This is a genomic window from Pseudomonadota bacterium (assembly GCA_041395565.1).
GTDB lineage: Bacteria > Pseudomonadota > Gammaproteobacteria > UBA9214 > UBA9214 > UBA9214.
In genome coordinates, this window is record JAWLAI010000009.1 from 100,262 (window position 1) to 126,034 (window position 25,773).

Annotated in this window: 17 protein-coding genes; 2 read left to right on the plus strand and 15 right to left on the minus strand. The window is 55.7% G+C overall.

All coding sequences use genetic code 11. The features are described 5' to 3' along the window. Positions 1-67: 67 nt before the first annotated feature. The 6 genes from R3F42_14825 to R3F42_14850 form a co-directional block, all read right to left on the minus strand. Entirely contained in the window at positions 68-1,027 is a 960-nt protein-coding gene (locus R3F42_14825) for a glycosyltransferase family A protein (protein MEZ5543293.1), read from the minus strand. Between the two features lie 502 nt (positions 1,028-1,529). Next, positions 1,530-3,584 carry a hypothetical protein gene (locus R3F42_14830; protein ID MEZ5543294.1) on the minus strand — a complete coding sequence of 685 codons (2,055 nt, stop codon included), beginning with the start codon at positions 3,582-3,584 and terminating at the stop codon, positions 1,530-1,532. Positions 3,585-4,344: 760 nt separating this feature from the next. Beyond that, the gene (locus tag R3F42_14835) at positions 4,345-4,815 is read right to left on the minus strand and encodes a glycosyltransferase (protein MEZ5543295.1); all 471 of its coding nucleotides are present in this window, start codon (positions 4,813-4,815) and stop codon (positions 4,345-4,347) included. A 521-nt stretch (positions 4,816-5,336) separates the two neighbouring features. Continuing rightward, complete coding sequence (asnB, locus tag R3F42_14840; GenBank protein ID MEZ5543296.1) at positions 5,337-7,220, minus strand: asparagine synthase (glutamine-hydrolyzing); 1,884 nt, start codon at positions 7,218-7,220, stop codon at positions 5,337-5,339. A gap of 80 nt (positions 7,221-7,300) precedes the next feature. Continuing rightward, complete coding sequence (locus R3F42_14845) at positions 7,301-8,647, minus strand: hypothetical protein (GenBank protein MEZ5543297.1); 1,347 nt, start codon at positions 8,645-8,647, stop codon at positions 7,301-7,303. Positions 8,648-10,055: 1,408 nt separating this feature from the next. Then, a complete protein-coding gene (locus R3F42_14850) occupies positions 10,056-10,832 on the minus strand; it encodes a class I SAM-dependent methyltransferase (protein MEZ5543298.1) in 777 nt (258 codons plus the stop codon). A gap of 445 nt (positions 10,833-11,277) precedes the next feature. Here R3F42_14850 and R3F42_14855 point away from each other — a divergent pair, with 445 nt between their 5' ends. Then, positions 11,278-12,405, plus strand: coding sequence for a glycosyltransferase family 4 protein (locus R3F42_14855; GenBank protein ID MEZ5543299.1), 1,128 nt, complete (start codon positions 11,278-11,280; stop codon positions 12,403-12,405). 224 nt (positions 12,406-12,629) lie between these two features. Here R3F42_14855 and R3F42_14860 read toward each other — a convergent pair whose 3' ends face one another. The 5 genes from R3F42_14860 to R3F42_14880 form a co-directional block, all read right to left on the minus strand. Next, positions 12,630-13,751 carry a hypothetical protein gene (locus tag R3F42_14860; protein MEZ5543300.1) on the minus strand — a complete coding sequence of 374 codons (1,122 nt, stop codon included), beginning with the start codon at positions 13,749-13,751 and terminating at the stop codon, positions 12,630-12,632. Positions 13,752-14,014: 263 nt separating this feature from the next. Continuing rightward, positions 14,015-14,908, minus strand: a complete 894-nt coding sequence (locus R3F42_14865) for a glycosyltransferase (protein MEZ5543301.1) — start codon at positions 14,906-14,908, stop codon at positions 14,015-14,017. A gap of 7 nt (positions 14,909-14,915) precedes the next feature. Continuing rightward, positions 14,916-16,220: a phenylacetate--CoA ligase family protein gene (locus R3F42_14870; protein MEZ5543302.1), complete on the minus strand. Its 1,305-nt coding sequence runs from the start codon at positions 16,218-16,220 to the stop codon at positions 14,916-14,918. 104 nt (positions 16,221-16,324) lie between these two features. Continuing rightward, a complete protein-coding gene (locus tag R3F42_14875; GenBank protein ID MEZ5543303.1) occupies positions 16,325-17,506 on the minus strand; it encodes a glycosyltransferase in 1,182 nt (393 codons plus the stop codon). 64 nt (positions 17,507-17,570) lie between these two features. Then, entirely contained in the window at positions 17,571-18,728 is a 1,158-nt protein-coding gene (locus tag R3F42_14880) for a glycosyltransferase family 2 protein (GenBank protein MEZ5543304.1), read from the minus strand. Between the two features lie 679 nt (positions 18,729-19,407). Between R3F42_14880 and R3F42_14885 the strand changes: the two genes are divergently transcribed. Continuing rightward, positions 19,408-20,400: an NAD-dependent 4,6-dehydratase LegB gene (locus R3F42_14885; GenBank protein ID MEZ5543305.1), complete on the plus strand. Its 993-nt coding sequence runs from the start codon at positions 19,408-19,410 to the stop codon at positions 20,398-20,400. Between the two features lie 38 nt (positions 20,401-20,438). Here the strand turns inward: R3F42_14885 and R3F42_14890 are convergent, their stop codons facing one another. The 4 genes from R3F42_14890 to R3F42_14905 all read right to left on the minus strand — a co-directional run bounded on the left by R3F42_14890 (position 20,439) and on the right by R3F42_14905 (position 25,769). Further along, on the minus strand, positions 20,439-21,986 hold the full coding sequence (locus R3F42_14890; GenBank protein MEZ5543306.1) for a lipopolysaccharide biosynthesis protein: 1,548 nt from the start codon (positions 21,984-21,986) through the stop codon (positions 20,439-20,441). Between the two features lie 171 nt (positions 21,987-22,157). Continuing rightward, positions 22,158-23,264 (minus strand): hypothetical protein, encoded by a 1,107-nt coding sequence (locus R3F42_14895; GenBank protein ID MEZ5543307.1) that lies wholly within the window; start codon positions 23,262-23,264, stop codon positions 22,158-22,160. Continuing rightward, positions 23,261-24,613 carry a polysaccharide pyruvyl transferase family protein gene (locus R3F42_14900; protein MEZ5543308.1) on the minus strand — a complete coding sequence of 451 codons (1,353 nt, stop codon included), beginning with the start codon at positions 24,611-24,613 and terminating at the stop codon, positions 23,261-23,263. Before R3F42_14900 ends, R3F42_14895 begins: the two co-directional genes overlap by 4 nt. A 7-nt stretch (positions 24,614-24,620) precedes the next feature. Then, on the minus strand, positions 24,621-25,769 hold the full coding sequence (locus tag R3F42_14905; GenBank protein MEZ5543309.1) for a sialidase family protein: 1,149 nt from the start codon (positions 25,767-25,769) through the stop codon (positions 24,621-24,623). Between the last annotated feature and the right edge of the window lie 4 nt (positions 25,770-25,773).

Below are 25,773 nucleotides of genomic sequence, written 5' to 3' on the forward strand. Positions count from 1 at the left end.
GTATCCCTGCGACTCATACGTCCACCCATACCGCCATCCTTGTTTTACGCACACGTAATTTAAAGCGTCACGATCGACCCAAAACCTTGCATAACCAGAGTTTCAGCAATACCTTCTTGTTACTGTATTCCGGTGAAAAGGCTAATATTTCCTGATAAACATTCCGCGCATCCCGGCACTTTCGCTCTTCGATACATCTATGTATATAGTTTTCGTACACACTGATACGCCGCTCCATCAGCACTTCAATCTCACTCTCCGAGATCTTTGCAGTACGAACCACCCGATCCATCTGGTTACTCCAGAAGTGATGCGCAGACGGGAATCGCTCTGTCGTGCGGCGCTCTAGACTACCCTTCCTAATTCGATAGGAATGCAACACTACATCGAGGAAATAGAAGCTAACAGATTTAAGCGCCAACCTTAGCCACAAATCTATGTCCTCTATGCAGGTCAGAGCCTCATCAAACGGATTATCCTTTAACACATAATCGCGCGTCATCACACCTGACGTGCCGATGTAGTTACTTGTATTCAGCGCCATATAAAGCTTGTCTGCGCCAAGCTGATAGACATTCTCCCCCCTTGCATGAAGAATGCCGCGGAAACTCTCGTATTCGCGTAAATAATCCGGTGTAAGGACGTTTCCGCTCGCGTCGATGCTTCGAAAATTGGTTGAAAGCAGTTCCATATCCGGATACTTCAAAAACATGGAAACTTGCGTTTCGAGTTTTTGAGGGAACATAATGTCGTCAGAATCAAACAGTGCGATCAAGCCACCAGCTGCCTGTGCAATTCCGATGTTGCGAGGTCTAGATGGTCCACCGTGATTCTCCGTACGTATGACCGTGATGTCATTACCGTATTTCGCCAACACGGAAGGAGTATCATCAGTGGATCCATCATCAACCACTATAATTTCTACGTCCTGATACGACTGGCGCAATACTGAATCTATCGATTCCGGCAGGTATCTGGCGTTGTTATAAGTAGGAATGATGACACTGACTTTGGGCTGTACATTCATGGCTCAGGTATACCGGGTTGGCATGCATCATTATTGATAATGCCCTGAAGATACACGAATTCTACAATATTCAAATGAAGTATCATTTTACGTACGAGTGATTATGCGAAATATAACTGCGCATGCCGCCACAAATCCAGCATCATGTATGGCCTGCACTCTGTAATGGCCTCAGGAGGTCGGCAGCACACTTGAAACGACCAGCACAGCTTCGCCGCAATATCCCTGGAGTTCAAAACACGCTCAGCACCTGCACACCGACAACACCCTGCATACCTGTCCCCCTGCAGCCAAGGCAACCCTCATAGCCAACACGCCGACCTTCACATACTTACTCTGGATGCTGCTGGAAAGCGATATTTCGTATAACCGAGAATCAGGGATGGCTCGTACTACTTGCAGATCAGCACTTATCAGACTTGTATACGGAACAACTGCGGAATCACATCTCCCAAAAAAAAGACCGGGGCTCTGATAGCCCCGGTCATTACCACTTTCAGGTTTATTGTATGCCGGAAGGAGGCAGCGGTGGACTGACTACCGAGCTTCCGTCACCGCATCCTATCGGCTGAGTAGACACGACGACATTATCGATCAGCTCCCCCACATTGGAGTGGCTGCCGTCATGGTGATACAAGCCCAACCATAGATTCTCCAGTTTCAGCGCGGCCGTCGTCCTGATCCAGAGATCACTGTAGTTACCCAGCAGCTCCGAATCGAGCCAGAGCGCAAACCGGCCATTTGCCGCCTGGCCACTGGATGTCGGCGTCCCCATATCCACCATTTCTTCCACACAATACCATCTACCGGCCTCTAGACTCGGCATCGTCGCCTGTGGCAGATGTTGCGGCTTCGTGCAGTAGGAAGAACCATACACACAGGGTAACGAGTCACCCCAGCAACTGCCATTGGGATCGCTGCAGTCCTGGTACATGCCGCGGTAGTAGCTGTAGGCAAATGGCTGCGCAGAGCCCGCCTCGTATTGGACGTAGAAACCCGCCCTGTCGCTACCGGTTGGCTGGATTCCAGACTGCCCTACAAGGTCTCTGCCACCAGCCGCTAATCCGCCACCGTGGTTCTGCGCATTGAAGTCGAAGCCTGCTTCGTACTTGAAGTACCAACGGGTGTAGAGCTTGTCATAGCTGCCGGGCAATACCTTGATTACATCTGAAATGCCCGACTGCCCGGATGGCACCCTGAAGCGCATCACGCTATTGGATGCATCCCCGCTGGGACCATTATCCGATATCACCTGGTTCTCCGAATCGGGATTTCCATCATAGTCATCGAAATTCGACTTGGGATTGGGTCCTTCAAAGTCCTCGCAGAACACCGTTCCCGCGGGAGGATTCGCGCATTCGGAGCTGGCAATTGCACCAACCTGGCTTGAGCTACTGCCACCTGTGGTACTGCCGCCCGTGGTACTGCCGCCCGTGGTACTGCCGCCCGTGGTACTGCCGCCCGTGGTACTGCCGCCCGTGGTACTGCCGCCCGTGGTGCTACCGCCCGTGGTGCTGCCACCCGTGGTGCTGCCACCCGTGGTGCTCCCACCCGTCGTGCTACCGCCCGTCGCGCCTCCAGCCTGGGAGGTACCTGCCGCGCCGATTACGACTGGATAGCCTGAATTGTTGACATTACCATTGGCATCCACGATGTACAGGTAAGCCGTCGATCCTGAATTGAATGCGCCCGTATTTACCGTCACACTGATCGAACTCGCAGACCAAGCCGAAGGCACCTGCATTTCAAATTGGTCTGACCCCGAGTAGGTTGGTGCATTACCGAGCATTACGCGGGCAAAAGATCTGTCGACATAAATGTCATCCATCCACCATGCCATGCTGGGCGGTGAATTGCCACCGCCATCGAATCCTATTTTCCACAACTCGTTGATCTGATAGGAACACGACGATGTCCAAGATGAGTTAGACACTATCTTACCATTCACTCTTACTATGTATTTCTTTGCAGCCGTATCGAACCATGCCTCATAAAAAAGCCATTCGTTGGGGCTGTTGCCTGTAGTAGCCCACACCAGCGTGCACTCAGTACCAGAACCAACTAAGTAATTGTGCATCTGCGTCCAGGAGAAAGTATGGCCCGTCAGGTCTGAAGAATCAGACAGTCGAATCCACTTGGACGAATGATCACCACCCGATACTGATCTGTCATACTTGAACCACCAGGATACATAGGTGTAGTCGGTCGCGGACCACGTCAAACCGCCAAGAACCCCCCTGTTCGCTGCCGAATACTGCGCGGTACTGTTGCCTCGCTGAGGGTCAGAGGTATTGTACTTGACAGCTCCCGATCCGTTTGGACCTTCATTCTGGTCGAAGGGATTTGCGCCGCCGACAGGAATTGATGCGCCATTCGCCAGCTTTGAATATGCTGCGATGTTGTCAACTTTGTCCCACAGCACAGGCGCAACGGTTGACTTGGTGCCAAATCCGGAACCGGATATTGCAATCGAATTATTGTTATCCAGTACACCAGTGACACCATTGATTGCCGGTGCTGCATATGATTGCGTTACGAACAATAATGCTGAAATCAAGAATGATTTCCGTACTTGCCCGATTGACGTCATGACTAACCCTCTTCATCCATTGATTTGGCGCAATTCGCAATAGTTAACACTACGCACCCCGATAACACTATGTGCAATCAATTCCAATGCGTGCTTAAACCCGTCTCGGGTTATCGTTCTGCGTACGCCTTGTGATTGACTGACACAGGGGCAGGTCGATGATTGCTAAGATGCATTTCTATGCAAGCAATATACCATTCACCCCTATCCCTCTGTATCAGGTTGATATTCCAACTTGAACTCTATCGGCAATCCGGCATAAGACAAACATACGCAACCCCTTCTGTCGCCTGTTCGCGACATGACTGCTGTGAGCGATGTCACCTGTTACATCCTCCATCGCCCGGCTTGCTTGATCTGCATCGGCATGCCTGAAATAAGCTACCAGTTGAATTCATGGTACTTTCTGAAAAACACGCCATAGTCAGTTGCATCATGCTGATAAGCTTGCGTAATTGTTGCCATGTCACGACAGCAACCAGGCTCTCGGCTCGCACCCTTCCCGCACGTCAGCCAAATCTATTTATGCACCACAAAACAAATTGTTGCATCAAACAAACCCGGAGGATGATGACCAATTCACACATTCCGAACGACACGACCTGCAGGCGCGTGCGGAATATTTAAGCCTTTTTATTCATATGCTTGCGATGCCATTCCTGGGGGCACACGCGTCCTGGAGTCATCCCAGCGGCAGCAAGCTGTCAGTATCGGCCTGTCGGCGCTTTCACAGGGTACTGCCGTCCAGCCAGCGGCTGAACCGGCCAAACTGCTGTTCCCACCTGCGGACAAGGTGCTCGCGCAGGATCTGCATTTCGGCCTGATGTTCCCTTCTATGCCGCAAGACTTCACGTATTGCGCGCGCAAGGTCGCGGGCATTGTTCGAGGCCAGGACGGCGCCAGGAATGAATATCTCCCGGTTGGCAGCGGTATCCGAAAGTATCACTGGAACACCCAGGGCGGTCGCCTCGTACGCCCCGCAGACCAGGCAGTCCGGCAAGGTCGTCAAATCGATGATGCAGTCTGACTCTCGCAATAATGTGACAAAGTCGGCATCCGGCACGAAGCCTGTGAAGACGACGTTATCGGGGGGCTCGGTCCTGAAACTGTCGCGATGGGCCTCAACATTGCCCGTCACCTGCACAGTGACCTCTGGGCGCAATGAAACGCCGCCCAGAACTTCCTCGTAAGGTTCCATCGCGTGCAAATGTACACACAAACGTAACCCGCGCCGGCCCGTCTTTGGCAGCACCAGAGGTACCGTCGTCTTTGCATAGTTTCTGGTGAAATCGGGCAGCGGATCGATGGCTCGAATGATTGGCCGCCGTTGCGCGTGACGATGTCGGCCAGCACGGAATTGGTAACGAGCGTCAGATCAGTGTGCCGGTGCATGAAGGGTAGATCGCATTGAATTTCTTGTTGACAGGCTTCTTCGCAGGCATAGACTCCCGCATTATGGGCGTCTGCCAGCGGTAACGCAACAGTGGTCGCAGCAATATGGCGAGCATGGTGAAAATACCGATGGGTTCTGGACTATGAGCACATCGGGTCGTTCACGCACCAGGGTAATAATGGTTTTCAGCACGAAAGCCGGATGACGCAACCACCGTCCATGACGGGAGTGGAACTCGAACAGTGGTATGTCCAGGGCTGCGACTATGCCGCGTGTTCGGCGGTGTCTCTCCCAGCTGACCCAGATAATCTTGTCAGTCCTTGCGCTCATGACATCGACTTGCCCGGCGAATCCATTACACGATCAATGAATGTACGCTGCCAGAGCTCCAGCGAGACCAAACCCCATAACACATCGCTATGATCCGATACTCCATTCCTGTGCCGCTCCACCAGCTTGCGCACACGGGAAGCATCACAATAATTACGCGCAGCAAAGGTATCATCCGTGACCAGATCCAGATATCTGCCCAGACCGTCCTTGTCCCGAAACCATTTGCCAACCGGGACGCCAAATCCGACTTTTCGTCGATATATCATCTCGCGCGGGAATATTCGGGCTGCCAGCTTCTTGACCAGGATCTTGTTGTCGCGCCCGATCTTCATCTTGAATGCTTCAGGTATGCGCATGCTCCACTCAACGAGGCGATAGTCAAGGAATGGCACCCTTGCCTCGACTCCGCTCGCCATGGTTGTGCGATCCAGCCTGTCCAGCAAAGCCGGCAGATAGGTACCGCGGTCGAAGGACAGCACCTGCTCCAGACGACTCAGGCCCTTACTCCGGGTGACTCGGTAAAGCTCCCGCCGCGCTTCTGGGATGAAATCAGTGATTCCGGCGGAAGAGAGCTCACTCAGGGAACAGAAACGCGCGCCCTCCAGTATGCTTCGATCCAGATCACTGCTAACTTCGAAGAGCTTGACCAGCCGTCGCATGTGCAATAATTCCAGGAGACGGCCAAGACCGGAATGTAAGGGTCCCGGCAACACGGCCAGCCGGGCGGCCAGCATGGGAATCTGGTAACGCGGGTAACCGGCGAACAGCTCGTCCGCCCCTTCGCCGGTCAACACCACTGTCACATACTGCTTGGCCAGTCTGCTCAATTGCAGTAATTGCACCGTATGGGCATGATTGATGGGCTGGTCGCAATACCACACGGTTTCTTCCAAGGCATCGGCATACTCGCGACCGCTCATGACCAGGGTATGATGATGGGTACCAAGCCGGTCGGCGACCACCTGGGCATACTGACTCTCGTCGTGCTCGTCTTCCATGAAACCGACAGAAAAAGTGTGCAGCTCGCCATCCATCTGCTGCCTCACCTTTGCAGTGATGAGACTGGAGTCAACGCCGCCGCTGTTGTAGGTTCCCACAGGGACATCGGCAATGAGTCGATATCTTATGGCGCTCTCGATGAGCTGATGAAACTGTTCTTCATAGTTCAGCGTCTTGTCAGCCCAGGCGCTGCCGTCATTTGCAACGTCATCCCAAAACTTGTCGATGCGTGGTGCCGCATCCCCAGGGCGGATACGCAACACATGTCCAGGCGGCAGGGCCCAAATGCCTCGGACAATGGTCTCGCTACCAGATACCGTGCGGAATGCAAGGAACTCCGGTACGGCCTTCTCGTTTACAAGGCGCGGCAGACCGACAGCCAGCAGGACCTTGATTTCCGATGCAAAATAGAACCTGCCATCGTGCAGGGTGTAGTACAGAGGCTTGATGCCCAGGCGATCCCGGGCCAGATACAACTCCTGCAACCTTTCATCCCAGAGCGCGAAGGCGAACATGCCATTCAGCGAATTCAGCCAATCGTCTTCACCCGGCTCCGCCATCTGCAGCAAAACCTCGGTATCACAATTGGACCGGAACGACATCCCACGGGACTGCAGTTTCGAACGCAGCTCACGATAATTGTAGACTTCTCCGTTGTAGACCAGAGCCCTGCCCCGCCCCTGATCGAGCCATGGCTGGTGACCGCCCTCGATATCCAGAATCGAGAGCCGCCTGTGCCCCAGACCGACCGGCCCCTGGATATACACACCTTTATCATCGGGTCCGCGATGGGCAATATAATCGACCATTCTAGCCAGCATCTCACTGTCAGCCGGCCTGGCACCATCGAGACTCAACATTCCTGCTATGCCGCACATAATGAGTTCTTCCGCTTATCAGACATGATCTGATCGTGGTTAACTGGGCGTATGATCGTGAGCGGCGTGATGCAGACTGATCAGCGGCCCATGCCAACGATCACGCGCATCTTTCCTGACGCTGCCCGTTCGATCGCAGAAACCTGCTCGAAGAGAACATTAGCATCAGGGTCCACATTGGCCCGGATCTCCCTGGTGATTTCAGACTCCACGGCGGGTCCATAACCTTGCTCCGGGACAATGCGCACCAGGAAACGGTCCAGATCCTGCTGCACCACTTGGAACTGCTTGATTCCAGCTTGCCGGCGCTTGATGTTCTCGAATATGTATATCATGAACTCCCCATGGAATGACTGACCTCGGCGGGTTCGTACCATGTCGTAAGCACGGCCATACAATCCCTCCAGCACCGCAAGCGTCCGACCACAGGAACAGCTCCCGGCGCTGATCGATCCAAAATCACCGGTGCGGTAACGAATCAGCGGCATGGCGTAATTATTCAATTCGGTAACCACGATCTCCCCCATCTCTCCGGGACTGCAAACACGATCACCATCCAGGATTTCGACCAACATGTTCTCTTCTGAAATATGCATGCTGCCTGCCTCACATTCGTGGGCAATGGTACCCAGCTCGCCGCAGCCGTACTCGTTGAATACCGGCGCATGGAATGCCTGGGACAGCTTCTCCCGCACCGTTTGGGTGAGGACTTCACTGGTAGTAATCACGCAGGTCAGAGCCAGCCGCCAGCGCTCCGGAGACGACAGGACATAATCGGCAAACTCCGACAGCATTGACACATACCCATAGAACCAGGCTGGTCTGAATCTGTTCAACTCTCTCAGGTAGCGCGCCAGATCTGCCTCATCGAATGCGAAGGCCGAGCAACGGTATCTATGACAGACAAAATCTGTCAGGCGCGCCTGCAGCCGCGCGTCCTTGTGCAAGGGCACGCCCCAAAAACGGGCCTGGGGATCCCCGATATCGATGCCGGCCCACCCGTACCCACGCCAGGTTGCCGCGAGCTCCCAGAGCCAGGCAGAGCGGGTCTTGTATATGGTAACCGGCTGGCCAGTTGAGCCACCAGTGGTCTTGCTGATGAGTCGCCCCAATGGTTGGTTTGAACGGCATCTTTCGGCATCGCTTTGGATCTCCTGCTTTGTCAGCAGCGGGACGTATTTCAGGTCCGACAGATCTTCCACACGAGGTGCATGCTGCGCGTTCAGCTTCTCCCGGAAGAGCGGAACGTATTGATAGGCATGATGCAGCAGCGTTTGCAGGCGCGCCAGATTGTGCGTATTCATCAAATCACGTGGTTGCCTCTCTGTCGCCCGCAGCCTCCGGAGCGGCGCACGTATATCCCCAGCCTTGTAGGCAACTACAGGATAGTAGATGCCATATTTAAAAAACTGCTTGCTGAGGTGCATACCAATTTTCCTTCTGACTCCAATTGCTATTTTCAAAGCGTAGAATTCTAATGAATTGCACTAGTCGATACCGATACGCTCTACACATCATTTTATGATACTAACGGGATCGTTGAATATTACATTCATGCAACGAAGATCAAAGACTATATTGGCTGCGCATACAATAGATAACATTTTTACATCCTTGAACCACTCAACTCCATTTGTGCTCTGATTTAAGAATCATTCAGTCAGACCTAACGCCTCATATTTACAATAGTATGACTACTCGAGTTCGACAGCTAGTGAGCTGCATATGAGGTGTTCCCAGCAATCAGAGACATGCTGTATGTGGGCTTCCAAATACTGATGGACTTCATTTCCTGGAGCAGCTCGACAGATAATATTTAGCCTCCTGAGCGAGCCCAGGGAGATCCCAGACTGAAGCATAAGCGTTTCAGCTTAGTCCAAATAATTTCTATCCTGAAGACAGCCAGACCAGGAACTCAGCGCCTAACCTGGCACGCCAGCATGGCACGGCGGCAACATGATCTACACTGAAAATCGTATTTCGTCGGCATAATGGCGCCCATGGCCTAATCTTCGCGGAAATTAATGCATGAGAACGCGAACAATCCCCAGCCAGCCGGTTGACCGGATTCAGTCGTTCGCTTGGCTGTCATCCGCACAAGGAACGCTCTGACTTAACCCTGCGGAGGCGGTTACGACCACTGACGCACACTAGCAGCATGGTTGTCAGACGCCGCAAGATATGCTTCAGACCAAGGAACTTGTGCACAATCACAGTAGCGCACGCCATTTTACGTAGAAGATGGCTTACAGGTCCGCAATCAATACCGCAATAAACTTACGCGTCTACGCGTAACTATGGCTGCACCCATCAGGATGAACGAGCATTCACCGATATGTTTTTCTCAGTTACTAATTAGCGAATAGTCGTCGCATTTGTGTGCGGCTGTAATCAATGACATGAATCGCTATCGTGCCATACTAGAAGTGACTTATTGATTTCCGATCATCTGCTAGCACGCAAAACCTTTTTTGCTCGCCGTACAACTATTGTGGCTAACAGCCCGGAACAGACCAGCATGGAGCAGTTATATTCATCATGCCAGGCCACTTGAAGCTGATTTTCATTCAATCGGGTCAACCAATCCAAAATGTATTTTTTGAGAACATGAACTGCCATCACGCTGCACACAGCTTGAAATATCACTGGCTTGCAAGCCGAGTGGTCGCCCGAACTACCAATGATACATGGTATACCCGCCACTACCATGTCGATCCACACCTTTCGCCAAGCATGAAACTGCTGACTGTGTTCGCACGGGAATCAGCCTGAAATTATCAATTCTTAACATGTCGCCAAGCTCAGTGACAGTGATACGTCAACTCATATACCAATCTATGCTGCATGTGAAAGAACTACTGAAATATTGTTTACGAATAACTCCTTCAGCAGCGGCACTCTTGAAAGCCAATTCATACCTTTTACGCATTCATATTTCTTGTATTGAGCGCGCAAACCACATAAGGAAATAATAGATTCGAATTTCGCTATCGTCATTTTGTTAAGCCCTGACTCAACATCCTCATATCTAATCGCACCATCTTCTCGGAAACGACTCCGTACATTCATTACAGTTCTCTCAGAAAATAGGATATTTAACCATGGCACCTTACAAAAGAAATGCATATGACTTCCATAAGGCGAAAACCACGGCGGGCCAAATGTAAGAAGAACTATACCAGTACTATTCAGAAGGGCTCCCATTTCATTGAGAGCTTTTTCTGGATCACGAAAATGTTCAAAGCTATTTTGAGATATAACCACATCAAAGCCGCTTAACATTTCAGGCGAAACACACTCCGCAAACACTAAACTATCTGATGGTATGTTATGCGCCTTTGCATTTTCCACGGCTATCGCCAATGTTTTTTCATTTGAATCTACACCCATAACAGCGCAGCCATATCTTTTAACAAGCGCAATACTTTGATAACCAATCCCGCAACCGTAGTCTACGACGCGCTTTCCTGAAACGAGCGAACTAAAGCTTGGATATACGCGCGATAGCAAATCTAACGCATTGTCAACTTTTAATTCAGAATCACCCTGATCGTAGTCAGCCTTACCCGGTGTTCTAGATAAAGACAGCAGGATCCACTCACCGATACTCATGATTTAATTTCCATATTGACAATAAAAAACCGAAGTATTCCTAATACTACGTATCGGAATCTTCACAGCAATAGGTCATTACTATACATATAAAATATGATTGAATCACTTTATGCAGATCCGCAATCCAAACAACTCATTCATACATCCAGAAGTTAATTAACCCACCACGCCGCGCGTACCGCATTCACTGATATAAACGTGGATCACCAATTGTAAACTAGTCAGACTTTCAGGCTTTATGTGATAAGAATTTCTTTATGAGAATGATGTTCTCAGATCTCTGCAAATTACTCGACAAAGCCCCAGATATACTTATACCCAGCATGGGCAGGTGTCTACCACTAACGGTCATAATATTAGACTCCACTCTTGACACAATGCACTTCGTTCATTAACACCTATGTTATAGTATTTGCATGCTTGGATCCCAGCCAGTTGTGATATGAAAGCTTCTTTACGGGTTACCGTTATATCTATCGGCGAGTTGTTTGGTGGCGTCGAGCGACATCTGCTCGGACTCGCGGAGTATCTGTCTAGCCGAGTCGATCATCTACAGGTCATACTCTTCCATGATCGGACACTCGCCCGCGAGCTGCGTGATCGTGGCATAGAGCCCACCATTATTCACTTCCGCTTCCCATTTGATCCACGTCAAGTCTTCAGACTCAGAGCTGTCTTGACCGCGAGTCCAACGGACGTCATTCATGTGCATGGCTACAAGGCCACGGTGCTTACCAGTCTCTGCGGGCATTCCTGTGGAATTGTAACGGTCAAGACCGAGCATGGCATGATAGAACCGCTCCAGGACCGAATGATCGATGCGTTGAAGGCGCGCCTGTATTCCGGCCTCGACTTATGGGCAACTCGCAGGTCATGCGCGACAGTATGCTACGTCACCAATGATCTCCATAAGCATCTCATGAATCAACACGGTGGAATTCGGCAGCACGTCGTTTACAACGGCATCGAACCATTATCACCCGAACGATATACCCGCCCCACCGAGTTTGATACCGGTCACTATCACATAGTGATCGCTGGCCGTGTGGATGTAGTCAAGGGCATAGCGCATGCTGTCAAGGCCATAGCGCACCCCTCGACCCCGAAGGCTGTGCGGCTGAACATAATTGGCGATGGTCCACTGACTGATTACCTCAAAGCACTGTCGGACAAACTCGGTGTCGCCTCGCAAGTCCGGTTCCTGGGTTTCAAGTCGGATGTGTACCGGTATCTCGCCCATGCCGACACCCTGCTGCTGCCATCGCTCCATGAGGGCCTCCCTTATATATTACTCGAGGCAATGTCACTGGGCCTGCCGATCATTGCCTCTCGCGTGGGCGGCCTGGCGGAGATACTGGAACATGGCCGCACCGCACTGCTGGTTCCCCCCGAAAATCCCGACGCTATCGCAGATGCTATAGCGACGCTACATGCCAACCCCGAGGTTGCAAGGGCGCTGGGCAATGCTGCCGCGCTAGAGCAGCGCCAGCACTTCGACCTGGCCGCCATGGGCGCCAGGTACATGGAAATATACGCAGAAGCGGCAAGCGCTGCTGGTGCGCACGTTTGAAACGCGCAAACCCAAGACACCGGCCATTCATCCGCATGCAGCACATCCATGACATGCGTTTCGCACCCGGCGCCAAAGGTCTCCTGCGGTCACACGAATAATGATTAGCTGCCATAGCATTGGCCATGCAGCAGCCACAAATCTATTACTTACTCGATCCCAATATATTCGGAGCTTAATGAGTTCACACGGATACCGGCATACGGGTAATACCGAACAAATACCTATATTCCTTCGAATGCCACAATAGGCGCCTCAATACGATCGAGAATTTTCTGATATGAAAATTCACGCGCATATGACATGCGCCGATCCCTCAAAACAGGATTTTCCTTGAGCGCAGAATGTATCGCATCTAGATAAGCATCATGGCTGTCTGCAATATATATCATTTCCTTTATCTGGAATAATTCGAACAGCGGCGGTGTAATTATCGGCTTGCCCTGCGATAGATACTGTAACAACTTAAATGGCGTGCGCATCTGCGTCTTTGCCTCTTGTCCGATCTTCTCCATCCTGTGCAGGATCAACGCCACGTCAAAGTAACGCACATAATTGGGCAAGTCGTTAAAATGTCGATATCCGAGCAACCGCACATTCGGGATAGACTGCAGTTTCCGCAACCCTTCGGCCGACAGATTGCGACCAATCGGATTGTCTTTGTATGGCCCAATCATGACAATCGTCACATCAGGCACTTCTGTTGCGATGCGTTCAACCAGATCGATATCAACATAGGAATCATGGATTGATCCTGCATAACCCAGAATAGGTCCATGTATATCACGCAGCTCGTCGGGCCTTTCGTGATCAGTATCCGCAAGAATGGCCTGCGCTTCCACAACAGGGAACCCGTGGGGTATCACAGTAATCTTGTCATTCGGCACGAATTGAGCCAGACGCTGCTCATATGCATCAGAAATGGCATACACCAAATCCGATTGCAAACACGTCAATCTTTCATACTCCTCCTCACCTGGCTCCGGGAATGCCGGATCCACACAATAGTAGATGGAGGTCTTCGGATTGATGCTCTTAACAAGGAACGGATTGGTCCCAAAATTGATGAGAATCGGCTCGTGAAAACCGCACTTTTCAACAGCATCTGCGGACATTTTCGCGATTGCCTCATGCAGAGTCTTTCCGTTCCTTGCACTAAACGGCCAAAGTCTTGGCGTAAAGACGGTCAAGTTATCCTGAACCTTCCTATACCCATGCAGCATCCTCACGCCATCAAGACGCCAGGAACCCTTGCCTCTGAGCAGACCAGCAACCCAAAGCGCCGGCTCTATAAACAGGACCCTGTTATTCTTGGATAGCTCACTTGATATCCAGTGTTTGCTCACCCACAAGCCACCCCAGTGCTGCGGTGAATTTATAATGATATCCCTGCCAGTTATCATCTAGATTGCCTCGTTATAGTCCGTTGACTTGGCGCACATACATAAACAGAACACGGCTGCTGCCGCATGGGACATACACCTGGCTTAGATATTGCGCACTTACAGGTACAGCAATTTTTCATCCAATTGTCGCAATCATGATGAGCACTGATGATGTCCAGGCACAGCCGGAAATATTCGGAAATGCACCATCACCACATAACTAGCTACGACTTCCTGCCCAGGAGAATCTTGACGAGCCCCTTTATAGCTGGAACATTCAGTGGATCCAGTCTTATGGCATGCAGCATCTCACGGAACGCGGCAATACGCCCTTCCCCGCTGGACATACGTGCGAAACCACGCGTGACATAAGTCGACGCTTTCGATTTGCGCAACGCGGATTTCCCAACCACATGGCCATGCTCATTCTCGAACTTGTCCAGCACCCGCAAAATGCAATCGGTCCGCTGCAGCATCTTGTGTGACATTTGCCCGCCCCATATCCGGTACTCGAGCATGGGTTCGTCCAGGCACATAAAATCGTAGGCTGTAGACAGCCTCAGCCACAGGTCGTAATCAATGGACATCGACAGAGATTCGTCGAAAACACCCAACTTATCCAATGCCTCGCGCCGAACCACCGCGCTGCCGAATTCGACGAAATTATCTATCAATAGCTGCTCGGTAATTCGGCCCTGGGGACGCTCGACCTGGCGCTTCCCGATCTCCCTGCCCTGCTCGTCGATGAACACCTCGTCACTATGCACGACCCCCACACGCTCATTCACATCGAACAGCGGCATCTGCCTTTCGAGTTTGGTCGGCCGCCAGCGGTCATCCCCATCCAGAAATGCGATGAATTTACCGCCCGCTTCTGCAATGCCACGATTTTTTGCCCTGGTCTGTCCCTGGTTTTCCTGATAGATATAACGCACCCTCGGATCGCCATCCCACTGCGCCACAACCTTTGAAGTGTCATCAGTCGAACCATCGTCGATGATGATGATCTCCAGTGGAGAATATGTTTGCGCACGCACTGACTCAACTGCGTCCGGCAGGTACAGGGCCATGTTGTGGGTTGCAATGACTACACTTACCAGACTGTTTTGATTATTCATCGCGTGATTACACCAGGCATTTTGCGAAACGGTATTTCCCCGAGGCTTCCCTCGGAATCTGCTCCAGACGATGCACATTCAAGCGCAGGTCAGCGCCGAAGACCAGTTTGAATTCCGCCTGCAGCTGCTCGATGGTAGCCTCCGTGAAGTCATCACCAGGAACGAGGTTTACCTCGATACAGTCCAGCGCGGTCTGCACCAGCTGCATCTGCGCAAGCCCTGGTATCGCTGTCAATGTACGCTCGACCAGCGACACGCCCGCCACCTGGGAGCCATCCTTGCGCTTGAGAAAATCTGCCGTGCGCCCGATCACCTGCTCGAGCATCGGCCAGCCACGCCCGCATTCACAGACACGCTCCGAATACGCACCCATATCACCGACCCGGTAGCGAATCAGCGGCATGGCCCGGTTATAGAGATCCGTCACGACGATCTCCGCAGTTTCCCCAGGTTGCGCCGGCTCCAGCCTGTCATTGAGAAACTCGATATACAGGTGCTCTATATTCAGGTGCATACCCCGGTGCCGCTCGCATTCGCATGCGATCAGTGCGACCTCCTCGCAGCCGTAGCGGTTGGTCACAGGGCAGCCGAAAACCTTTTCGATCACCGCCCTCTCATTCTCCAGCAACATCATGGAGGTCGCGATGATACCGACAGGATAGATCCCGTGATCCCCACGCGTCCTGAGATAATCGGCCAGAATATAAAGCGAATGCGCATGACCGAAGAGCACGTCCACGCCCCGCTCGCGCCACTGCGCCGCAAATGCATCCATGGTCTGCGGCGACATATTCATGGTGTCCAGGTAGAGGTCCATGCAGTAGAGCCAGCGGCTCTTGAATCGTTCATACCAGGAAGCCGGCACGGGTGGATTGCCCCATACGGCACCGACCTGCATGCCGAGCCGCCACCCCGCCCATTCATCGGATCGCATCGCATCGGCATTGCGGCGCTCTTCCCAGCGCTTGTCGAAATAAACCGTCAGCGACTGTCCGGTAGAGCCACCCGTCTTGTGCAAACCGAGTTGCGCCTTGTCCGCCCCCTCCATCAGCAGATCGTCAAGCCGGTTACGCACGGTATGCTTGTCCAGAAGCGGCAGGCTGGCGAACTGCTCCAGCGTGCCTGTAGCGGGATTGAAACCCGCCTGGGCGAATAGCTGACGGTAATACGGGCTGTGCTTGCCCGCATGTATCAGGAGCTCTCTGAGCCGTTCACGCTGGCCGGCCAGGAGTTCCTGGCGCGGTCGCCACTGGCTGACACGGAGTTCCGCCAGCGTATCGAGTCTGATGCTGTGTGCCTTGATATCGGACAATCGGTTCAAAATTCGCGCAGAGACAAACCGCTGCACGGCCTTAGCCATGCCGCCGGTCTGCCTGCGCTGATCCGGTTCAGAGTCCGTAGCGACCGTCTCGCGACTCATGTGTGTTCTTTTCCCTTGGTGCAACCGGCACCAACCTGCCTGCCGCCATCTTCCTCGATCAACCCGCCCTGGCGGCTTGCTGCCTGCAACAAGGTTTCGTACGACAGCATGTGCTTTTCCACCATATTCTCGATGGTCATTGCTGCAACCGACCGTACCGCTGCCGCACTCATCTCACGCAGCAATCCCGGATCCGTCAGCAGCCGCAGCAGATGCCGCGTCAAGTCATCCACGTTGCCAACCGGATAGAGAAAACCGTTGCTGCCTGCCGTGACCAGCTCAGGATTGCCGCCGACATCCGTGCATACTGCAGGCTTGCCTTCACGGAGGCATTCCATCAATGCGTTGGAAAGGCCTTCGGATTCGGAACAGAGTGCCGCCACGGTAAATCTCCTGATGACCCCGACGGGTTCCTCGATCCGGCCGAGAAAGTGCGTATTGCTGCCAACGCCTTCCGCCGCGGCCAGCTGCCGCAGTTCCCCTTCCAGGCCACCCTCGCCAACGATCACCAGATGTGCATCGGGCAGGGTGCGCCTGACCCCGGCAAACGCACGTATCAGGTCGGCATGACGCTTGACGGGCCGCAGATTGGCGACGATACCGATGACCGGCGCGCCCGCAGGGATATCGCCCGGCAGGTCTACGACCCCGGGACTTGCCGGTGGTTCCAGCCCGTTGCGAATGACCGAGATACGCGACGCCGCAATATGCTCTTCCCTCGCCACAAGCGCCTGGACGGCCTTGCTGTTAGCTATGACGCCATCCACCAGCCGGCTGCTCAGTCGCAACAGACGCAGATTCGCCGGGTTGTACCAGATGCCCATATCCCTGCGTCCGGCCACGAACCGCGCGCCTGCAAGTCGCGCGGCCACCGGGCCGAGCAGCGAAGCGTCCTGGAAGAAGGCATGCACTACCCGCGCATCCAGACGTCGTAGCAGCCGTGCGAGCCGCAGCAGCCCCCACAGCCCAGCGGGACTGGCCAGCCGTTCGATACCGATCACATCGACCGGGCAGGGCCAGTCACGCGCCTGCAGCGAATAATCGCTGTGGCGCAACAGCACCAGGTGCGGCGCGAAACGCTGTCGGTCCAGTCCCTGCATAAGATGCCATAGCTGGCGCTCGGTTCCGGCCCAGGGCCCGGTAAACGAATCGATAAGAAAGACAATACGATGAGTCATAGGACCAGCTACGGCGTGAAATTCGGTTTAACGGCCGAATATAACATCCATACACATCCGCGCCTCATCCCGTGCGCGGCTCCCAGACGACCTGCTTCTTGCCCAGCAGGAATTTCACGAAGGCCTGTGCCGCGGCAAGGTTGATCAGTACGAAGTAATACGGGAGATAACCCACCCTGCTGCGCTGGCCGGCACGACTCCGGGTATAGCCCCAACCGGCAAGCAGGTAGAAGCCTATTTGTGCGGCCAAGAGGAATCGGTATGCCGGGCCTTCGTACATCAGCGCCAGATTGCATATGGCGGCGCTGATGAGAAACATGAAGACGGCGTAACGGAGCAACTTGTGTGACAGTAGCTGCACCGAAAACAGGCCGTAGCGAAAGACGTTGAACAGATGGCGCATATCCCAGAGCGCCCACAGTGCGCGCAGCGATACCCTGACCCGCATGCGATACTCGTCCGCGCCGCTCTTCAGCGCCGTTTCCCGGAGTACCGCTTCTGGCTCGTAGACGACCCTGTAGCCCTGCCCGACCACGCTCAGCGGCAAAACGAAATCGGGCAGCTGGTCAGGCCGCATCGGCGCGAACAGCTCCTTGCGCACGGCATCGACACCGCCGTCAACGCCGACCACGGAGCCAACCGCGGTTTCCTGCTCGCGCAGGAAATTCTCGTAGCGCATATACGAGGAGCATCCCTCTCCCGTCGCGCTGTCACCTTCACTGACATAGACCATCTTGCCGGTTACATAACCCACTGCGGGATCGGCAAAATTTCTCGCCAGCTTGCGGATGGCATCCGGTGCATACAAGGAGTTGGCATCGGAGAACACCACGATCGTACCACGCAGGGTAGCGAAGGCCATGTTCAGCGCCGAGGTCTTCCCGGCCCTGGGATCCTGCCGCAGCAGCCGCACCCTGCCCGGGTAGCGGTTACAGAGCTCGGTTACCAGATCGTCCGTGCCATCCACGGACCCGTCGGAGATCACCACGATCTCCAGCTTTTCGGGGTCATACAACTGGTCGATCTTGTTTTCCACCGTCGCCTGGATGACCTGCCGTTCGTTGTACGCGGCAATCACCACGGAAACGAAGGGCTCGAGATCGCCCTGGCGGACCGCGCGGCCGGCACAACGCGCCAGCAGCAGGACCAGCAGCGGATAGCCGGCGTAAACATAAACCGGTACTGCAACCGAGAACCAGAAAAGCAGTTCGATGGATGTCATTGTATGGCCTGTCCTGCATCCCGATCGCTGCCGGCAACCAGACGCCGGAGCTGAAAAATTACAAACAAGCGGTCACCTGATTTACCGATTGCAGGGGCCTTGATCAGCCCTCCGATGGTGGAGCTACTGATCAGGAATGACACAGGAAATCCTTTGCGGGTTGAGTGGCGTCACTGTCCCAAACGGCCGCCGCGCAGCCGCTCATCAAACCTGCGGGACATACCTGGAACCGCGTCATGCATTTCTGGTATGCCGCATAAATCGGTGAAATAATAGCCCAACTACGGCTGCCACTGAAGAGATTCGGCGGGTAGCGGTACAGCCTGAAGCCCAGTGGACGAAATAGTGCAAACGGCCTGGATTGCGGCCAGCTGCAGCTATCGAGGGACCGCCACCGCCGCTCCGGCGCAATCCGCCGGAGCTCCGGGAACCGGGCGGATGAAATTTTTTAACTTGCTGTATTTAATATATATTGTTCGCGGCCGACGCGCCATACCGCTTCCTGGCACGCGGAACGGTGCGCCCCAATCGCGGTAGCGCAAGCAGGCCTGGAGCCGGCACGGGCGGCAGCCCGGCAGCTGCGGACACGCCGGCCCGGCGCGGCTGACCTGTAAATTGCAACCGGGCCGGTTATAGTGCGGCCTCCCTTTCTGACCAACATGGTAACCGGCTGAACCCTATGTCACTTGGCGACAAAGCAGTGCTGATCACCGGAGCCGATGGCTTCATCGGTTCTCACCTGACCGAATATCTGGCCGGCAGGGCCGGCAAGGTCCGCGCCCTGGCGCAGTACAACTCATTCAACAGCTGGGGCTGGTTGGAGGACATCGATGGTCTCGACGCGATAGAGGTCGTTACCGGCGATGTCCGTGACCCGAACTTCTGCGCCAGGATCACGGAAGACATCGACACCGTCTACCACCTCGCAGCGCTGATCGCCATACCGTACTCGTATGTCGCGCCGGACAGCTATGTCGATACCAACATCCGCGGCACCCTGAATATCTGCCAGGCGGCAATGCGCAACGGCTGTACCCGCGTCGTCCACACCTCCACCAGCGAGGTTTACGGTACCGCACAATACGTGCCGATCAACGAGGAGCACCCACTGCAGCCCCAGTCCCCCTACAGCGCCTCCAAGATCGGCGCCGATGCACTGGCCATGAGCTTCCACAACTCGTTCGAGCTGCCGCTGTCGATCGCGCGGCCGTTCAACACCTACGGGCCCAGGCAGTCAGCGCGGGCGATCATCCCGACGATCATCTCACAGATCGCCGCCGGCGAACGCGATATCAAGGTGGGGGACGTCCGGCCCACGCGGGATTTCAACTTCGTCACCGACACCTGTGCCGCGCTGGTCGCGATCGGGGAATCCGAGGCCACGATCGGCGAGACCGTCAACATCGGTTCCGGCACGGAGATATCCATCGGCGACCTGTTCCAGCTCATCGCACAGGAAATGGGACAGGAGGTGGAGTTCACGGTAGACCCCGCGCGCATCCGACCGCAGGCCTCCGAGGTATTCCGGCTGCTGTGTGACACTTCCAAGTACGAACGCCTGCTGGGACGCAGACAACCACAGACGCTCGCCGCAGGCATTCGCAAGACGATCGCCTGGTTCACGCAGCCAGGCAATCTGGCAAAGTACAAGACGGGTATCTACAACGTCTAGGTAACGCAGCTACCACCCGCGCGTGGACGCCTGGCTGTTCATGCTGAAGCCTCGCCCTGCTCCGGCTCCGGCTTCCACACCAGCGGGATCAGCGCGGCATACGTCATGCAGGACAGCAGGTTGAACAGCATGATGACGAAGGGCTCCTCCCGTTCGCGTAACAGCTCGATCAGCTTGCCCGACTTCCAGCTACCCATCCAGGTGGTTTGCAGGGCATCGACCAGGCCCGGCATGAGCTGCGTGCGCAGATAGACCGCCGGCGCGAAATCCGCATAACGGTTGCCTTCGAGCACATAGAACAGCATCACTGCGCTGATGACGATCAGGAAGAGATTCCGGTATTCGATCGCGATCGGATAGTACTGCTGCGACCGGATGCTGCTCCACATCAGCGTGATCGCGGCAATGATAGCCGCCGAGTACGCCGCTCCCGTTAGCCCCCATGTCGAAATCAGGACGTATGCGAGCGCGATCTTGAGTGGGGTCAGGATGATCACCATCCGCGATATCAACCGGGTATGCTTGCTGTAGAAGATTCCGAACAGCATGAAGGTATTGCAGCTGGACAAGATGGTCGTGACAACTTCCACCCGGGTGATTCGGACCGCCGGCCAGAATTCCGGCGGCGTCATCAGCTCAAGAATCTGGGGTATCGTTACCGCGAGTATCAGGCCGGCGAATACCAGCAGATAGAAATACCTGGTCAGCATCATGCCCATCACGACCGGCGCAGCCGGCTGCTCGGCAATTTCGAAGCTCTTCGTGCGCCAGGCCCGCTGGAACGGGATGGAGATGAAGAGGTTCAGCAGGGGCGGGAACTTGTAGGCCATTTCCAGGATGCCCACACCCTGGAGTCCGATCTGGATGCGCACGAGGATCCGTTCCGCCTGGCGCCCCAGGAAGGACACGATATCACCGGGCAGCATCGGCAGCTGGAAGCGCAGCAACTGAGCGGAGATCTCGCGGTCGAAGCCGAAACCATGATCCCGGATGGCGACGATATGGAACACCAGCGAGGCCACCGCGGCCGTAATGAGCGACGAGATGAAGACGCCGACCAGCCCGACCTTCAGTATCAGAACCAGCCAGATATTCAGCCCGATCCCGAGAAACATCCGGACCAGACCGATGAATGAATAGAGTACGGAGCGCTCCTTGATAACCAGGAAGGTACTCGCACTCTGCCCGGCCACATCGATGACGAACGTGGTCAAAGCAAGGCAGATCAGCGAATAGTACTCCGGCGAACCGAGTATCAGCCGGCTCAGCGGCACGCTGAATATGAACGGCAGCAGCGCCAGACCCACGGCCAGCCCCCAGACCAGGCGCATGCCGGTACCCAACGCCAGCGCCTTCCGCTCCGGCGGCTGCTCGTGGTAGATCCGGAGTATTGCCGTTTGCAGGCCGCCCGCCAGCAATACCGTGAGGATGCCGAGGCTGGTCTCGATCATGGCGATGACGCCATAGCCCTCGGTCTGAAAGATATGCGCGTAGAACGGCAGCATCAGGAACCCTGACAGCTTGCCGATGACCATGGCTGCGCTGTAGATCGCAGTATGGCGGAAAATGGATCTGCTCAGCCCCACCTTGGACCTTCCTGGCTGCGGCACCGAACCCGACTCAAACCCGCGCACGAAGGTAGCGCGCAGCGCAGTAGCAGCAAAGTGTTGCAGCCCAAGGTGGTCGCCGGGTTTCTGCGCCCCGAATAGAACCAGATGTCGCCGCGACGACCGCTGCGCGGCGCGTACACCCTCCGTCTATCGTTCCAGCACATCGACCACCTCGATCGGCGTAGTACGCCTGGCAGCGAACTGGGCATAAACCTTGCTGATATTGTCCTGATCCTTCAGCAGCAGTGAATTCGGCAGGCGAAACGCCCACAGCTTCAGGGCATCGCCGAAAATGGTCGCACTGTTCTCGATGGCGGATGAGAAGAACGTCGCAATGCCGCGCGGCCGCTCACCGCTGAAGGAGACGGCATACTCGAATGGCGCCGTGAAGCATTCAATCGGAATGCCGAGCTCGCGGATCACCTGCAACTGTGATGCCGATTCGCGCGGATGCATGACGTAGACGAGCTCATGCCCAGCAAAGAAGGTTTTGACTCGCCCCATCAATCCGGCAAAGTCCGCGCGCGAAAGATAGCTCTGATCCACCAGCGGCTGACCGATGAACAGCACCTTGTCCGAAGGGTGCGCATCCGCGACCACCGACTTGAGATAGGCATAGTCGTTCCGAATGGTGGCATCACCCGGGGCGAGGTCCAGTTCGTAAGTCGTGAAAAAGATCAGCGCATCGACACCCCGTGTGTCCCAATCGACCAGCCGGCTTCGGATCCAGCGCTTGAACAGCTGGAGCACACTGGCCGGCGGTAGCGATACGGCAGCGCCTGCATCGCCCGCCTTGTCGAGGTGCCGGTCCCGGTTGATGCGCAGCGTATCGGTGCCCACGTCCAGCACGTAGAGCTTGCTGAATTCCAGCCTGTTGACGAGATGGCGCATGTGCCGGTCGTATGCTCTCCGGTAATTGCCGACCACCAGGTTGTCCACGGGACCGATGGCACGCGCCATGCGGTTCGCGCGTTGCCGCTTCACGGCCTGGTCGAATACCAGCCACAGCTCTTCCAGCCGTTCCTTGAGATTTTTCGGCGGATGCGCCCCGTAATCCTTGTCGGGCATAATGTAGCGAAAATCGTGGAAGCTGACGGATGCCCACCGCTCCGGTTCGATCACGCTGTCGAATTGCGCACGGGTGAAGTGCCCGGTATCGACGATGTACAAATGATTGTCATCCAGATGCAGGTGATGGATGGCCTCAAGCGCGCTCAGCACCTGATAGGGCGCGGACAGCAGGAAACAGTTCATCCCTCCACCCCGGACCGGCGCCGGTCCTGCGCGAGCTGCACACCATCCGTCGCCGTGAGCTTGTCGAGGTAGGCCAGGTTGTCCCAGCAATTTTCCGCCTGCTGCCGCGCCCAGGCGCGCAGCCGGGCGCGCAATTCGTCGCCCTGCCCGATCAACCGCACGAGTTCCCGGCCGATGCGCTCGCTTGCGCCGGACAGGTCATAGGCGTCGATGGCCGTATCCTGCAGACCTGCCATTGACATCAGCGCCTGTATCTTGAACGTTTTGGATGACAGCGGTATGACCGGCGTACCGCCACGCAGTGCGAATATCGCGACATGCCAGCGGCCGCCCACGTATGCCTGGGCATTGCCGACGATGTCGATGGCCTGCTGTACGGGTATGGTCAGGCCGATCAACGGCAGCCCCAGTCTGCGGGCCACGGGCCGGAAGATGACTTCATCGATTCTGTCGGAGGCAGTCAAGACGATCTGTCCCGGGTAGCTCGATTGCAGGTGGCGCACGAGGGCCGTCACGTCATCGATGATCGCGGTCGGCTGGCCATCGAACGAAAAGCCGGAGGTGCCGCCGATACAGATGTAAGGACGCGCCGGATCGAAGGCCGCGGTATCAGGCCAGATATCGAAATAAGTCGGCCGCTGCGCCAGCGCCGACCACGCCGCACGCTCCGCCGGCTCGAACAGGAACGCGGTGTCGGGCGCATAACGCCCGGCCCAGCGGTCACGGCACAGTTCCGCCGAGATCTGGTCACGGTAGGTGACATCGTCGAGCTGGGGATAGACCAGCGCCGCCATCCGGTCCAGCTCGGGATGACTGAAGTCTGCAGTATGGTTTATCAGCAGCACCGGCTTGCCGAACCGCATCCTGGCCAGATAGGCGAGAAACAACTCGGACCGGGGCAGGATACCGTTTCCGACCATGCAGCCGTCGCCGTGAATGATCAGCACATCGGCCGCCGCGATGGCGGCGTGCAGCGCACCGTAGTCAGCACGGTTCTGCATGAACTGTTCCGCCTGTTCCTCAAAGGTATCGACGGTGAGCGGAATCGGTCCTCCCGTACCGCGGGCATAGCGCCCGGTCCCGGTGTAGTAATGGAACTTGTCGCGCAGTTTGAATACCACCGGCGGCAGCAACAGGCGTAACCAGTCCTGCAGACTGCGCCCGGTCGCCTGCTGCTCCCGCCCTTCCTCGCACGGGCGGAAGAAGCAGCTTTCGCGCAGCTCGTCTTCCGTGATGATAGCCGTGATCGTGCCGCCCCGCTCCCGGATCATCCGCTTGAGTGCCAGTGCGGCCGCGCGGTCGCCCCAGTTCGGGTTGCTGCTGGAATCGTTGATCAGTAATACGTTCACGGGCTGCCTATGTCTCCTGCCTTGCCAGGGTGATGCGCCATATCCACTGGTCGACCTGCGTGAATATCACGCCCGGCTCCACCTCGATGATGGTCGGATAGCAGGATCCGACACCAGTCGCGGTCACCTGATTCATCCAGCTGGTTCCACCGTCACTGCTCAAGGCCAGGCAAACCTGCCCGTGCCCCGGGTATTCGAACCGCGCGACGTCGCCGGCCTCGTCCAGCCGCGACCAGGCTTCCGGATAGCGCCGGCCCCAACCCAGCGCCACACGCCCGTCACCGAGCGTGATCACACACGGACTGCAGCCGCGGTCCAGACCCGTATAAACCGGGGATGTCCAACTACGACCGTGGTCGCTGCTCCAGCTCGCATACAGGGGATAGTGATGCCCTGTGCGCATGATGCATAACAGTCTGCCATCGTCCAGCCGCGTCATGGTCGGTTCGACGAACCCTTCGCCGATGGGATCATCCGGCCGCGGGGCCGCGACCGTCGCCAGGAATCGCCAGTTCCGGCCCGCATCGGACGACGTGAGCACGAAGCTGCGCATCATGTACTTCACTTCATGCCGGGACGAGCGATCCGGGGGCTCCTGACGGTCCACACTGAAATTGCCATACATGGTCAGCAGCCAGGATCCGTCCGGCATTACGAGGATGTTGCGGTGGACATACAATCCGTACCACGCGTCCTCTTCCGGTGCCGGTGAGCCCGCGGGGATCTCGAGCTGCGCCTGTTCCTCCGCCAGGGTACGCAGACCGTCGGTCGAACGCCAGGCCCGTAACCGGTAACGGCCCGGCGAGAGCGGCTCCGCCCTGCCACCGACAGCGTAAAACATGTCCGGTGTCGCGAGCACGGCACGCTCCGGCGTCGCATTGATCGCCTCGACATCGATCGCCTGCTGTGGTTGCACGGTACGGCCGCCGTCATGACTTGCCAGCCCACCGTGCAGATACAGCGTAGCGTCGGCTGCCTGGAAACAGCGGATCCAGCGGCCGTTCCCCAGTGCTTGAATCGCTCCGACCTGGGCGAACGTCGCCGGCACTGACGCGCGTACGGGTTGTGCCTGGGGTCTGCGGTAAACGCCCAGATAGTATGCGGCCGGCGCCAGCACCGCGGCCTGCAGCAAGAACAGTCGTCGTGTTAGCCTCATGCGG

Excerpts from the sequence above, each read along its gene's own strand:
- R3F42_14905 (MEZ5543309.1), bottom strand. The coding sequence starts at position 25,769 with ATGAGGCTAACACGACGACTGTTCTTGCTGCAGGCCGCGGTGCTGGCG.
- R3F42_14875 (MEZ5543303.1), bottom strand. The coding sequence starts at position 17,506 with ATGACTCATCGTATTGTCTTTCTTATCGATTCGTTTACCGGGCCCTGG.
- asnB (MEZ5543296.1), bottom strand. The coding sequence starts at position 7,220 with ATGTGCGGCATAGCAGGAATGTTGAGTCTCGATGGTGCCAGGCCGGCT.
- R3F42_14880 (MEZ5543304.1), bottom strand. The coding sequence starts at position 18,728 with ATGACATCCATCGAACTGCTTTTCTGGTTCTCGGTTGCAGTACCGGTT.
- R3F42_14835 (MEZ5543295.1), bottom strand. The coding sequence starts at position 4,815 with ATGGAACCTTACGAGGAAGTTCTGGGCGGCGTTTCATTGCGCCCAGAG.
- R3F42_14855 (MEZ5543299.1), top strand. The coding sequence starts at position 11,278 with ATGAAAGCTTCTTTACGGGTTACCGTTATATCTATCGGCGAGTTGTTT.
- R3F42_14845 (MEZ5543297.1), bottom strand. The coding sequence starts at position 8,647 with ATGCACCTCAGCAAGCAGTTTTTTAAATATGGCATCTACTATCCTGTA.
- R3F42_14825 (MEZ5543293.1), bottom strand. The coding sequence starts at position 1,027 with ATGAATGTACAGCCCAAAGTCAGTGTCATCATTCCTACTTATAACAAC.
- R3F42_14850 (MEZ5543298.1), bottom strand. The coding sequence starts at position 10,832 with ATGAGTATCGGTGAGTGGATCCTGCTGTCTTTATCTAGAACACCGGGT.
- R3F42_14885 (MEZ5543305.1), top strand. The coding sequence starts at position 19,408 with ATGTCACTTGGCGACAAAGCAGTGCTGATCACCGGAGCCGATGGCTTC.
- R3F42_14865 (MEZ5543301.1), bottom strand. The coding sequence starts at position 14,908 with ATGAATAATCAAAACAGTCTGGTAAGTGTAGTCATTGCAACCCACAAC.
- R3F42_14895 (MEZ5543307.1), bottom strand. The coding sequence starts at position 23,264 with ATGAACTGTTTCCTGCTGTCCGCGCCCTATCAGGTGCTGAGCGCGCTT.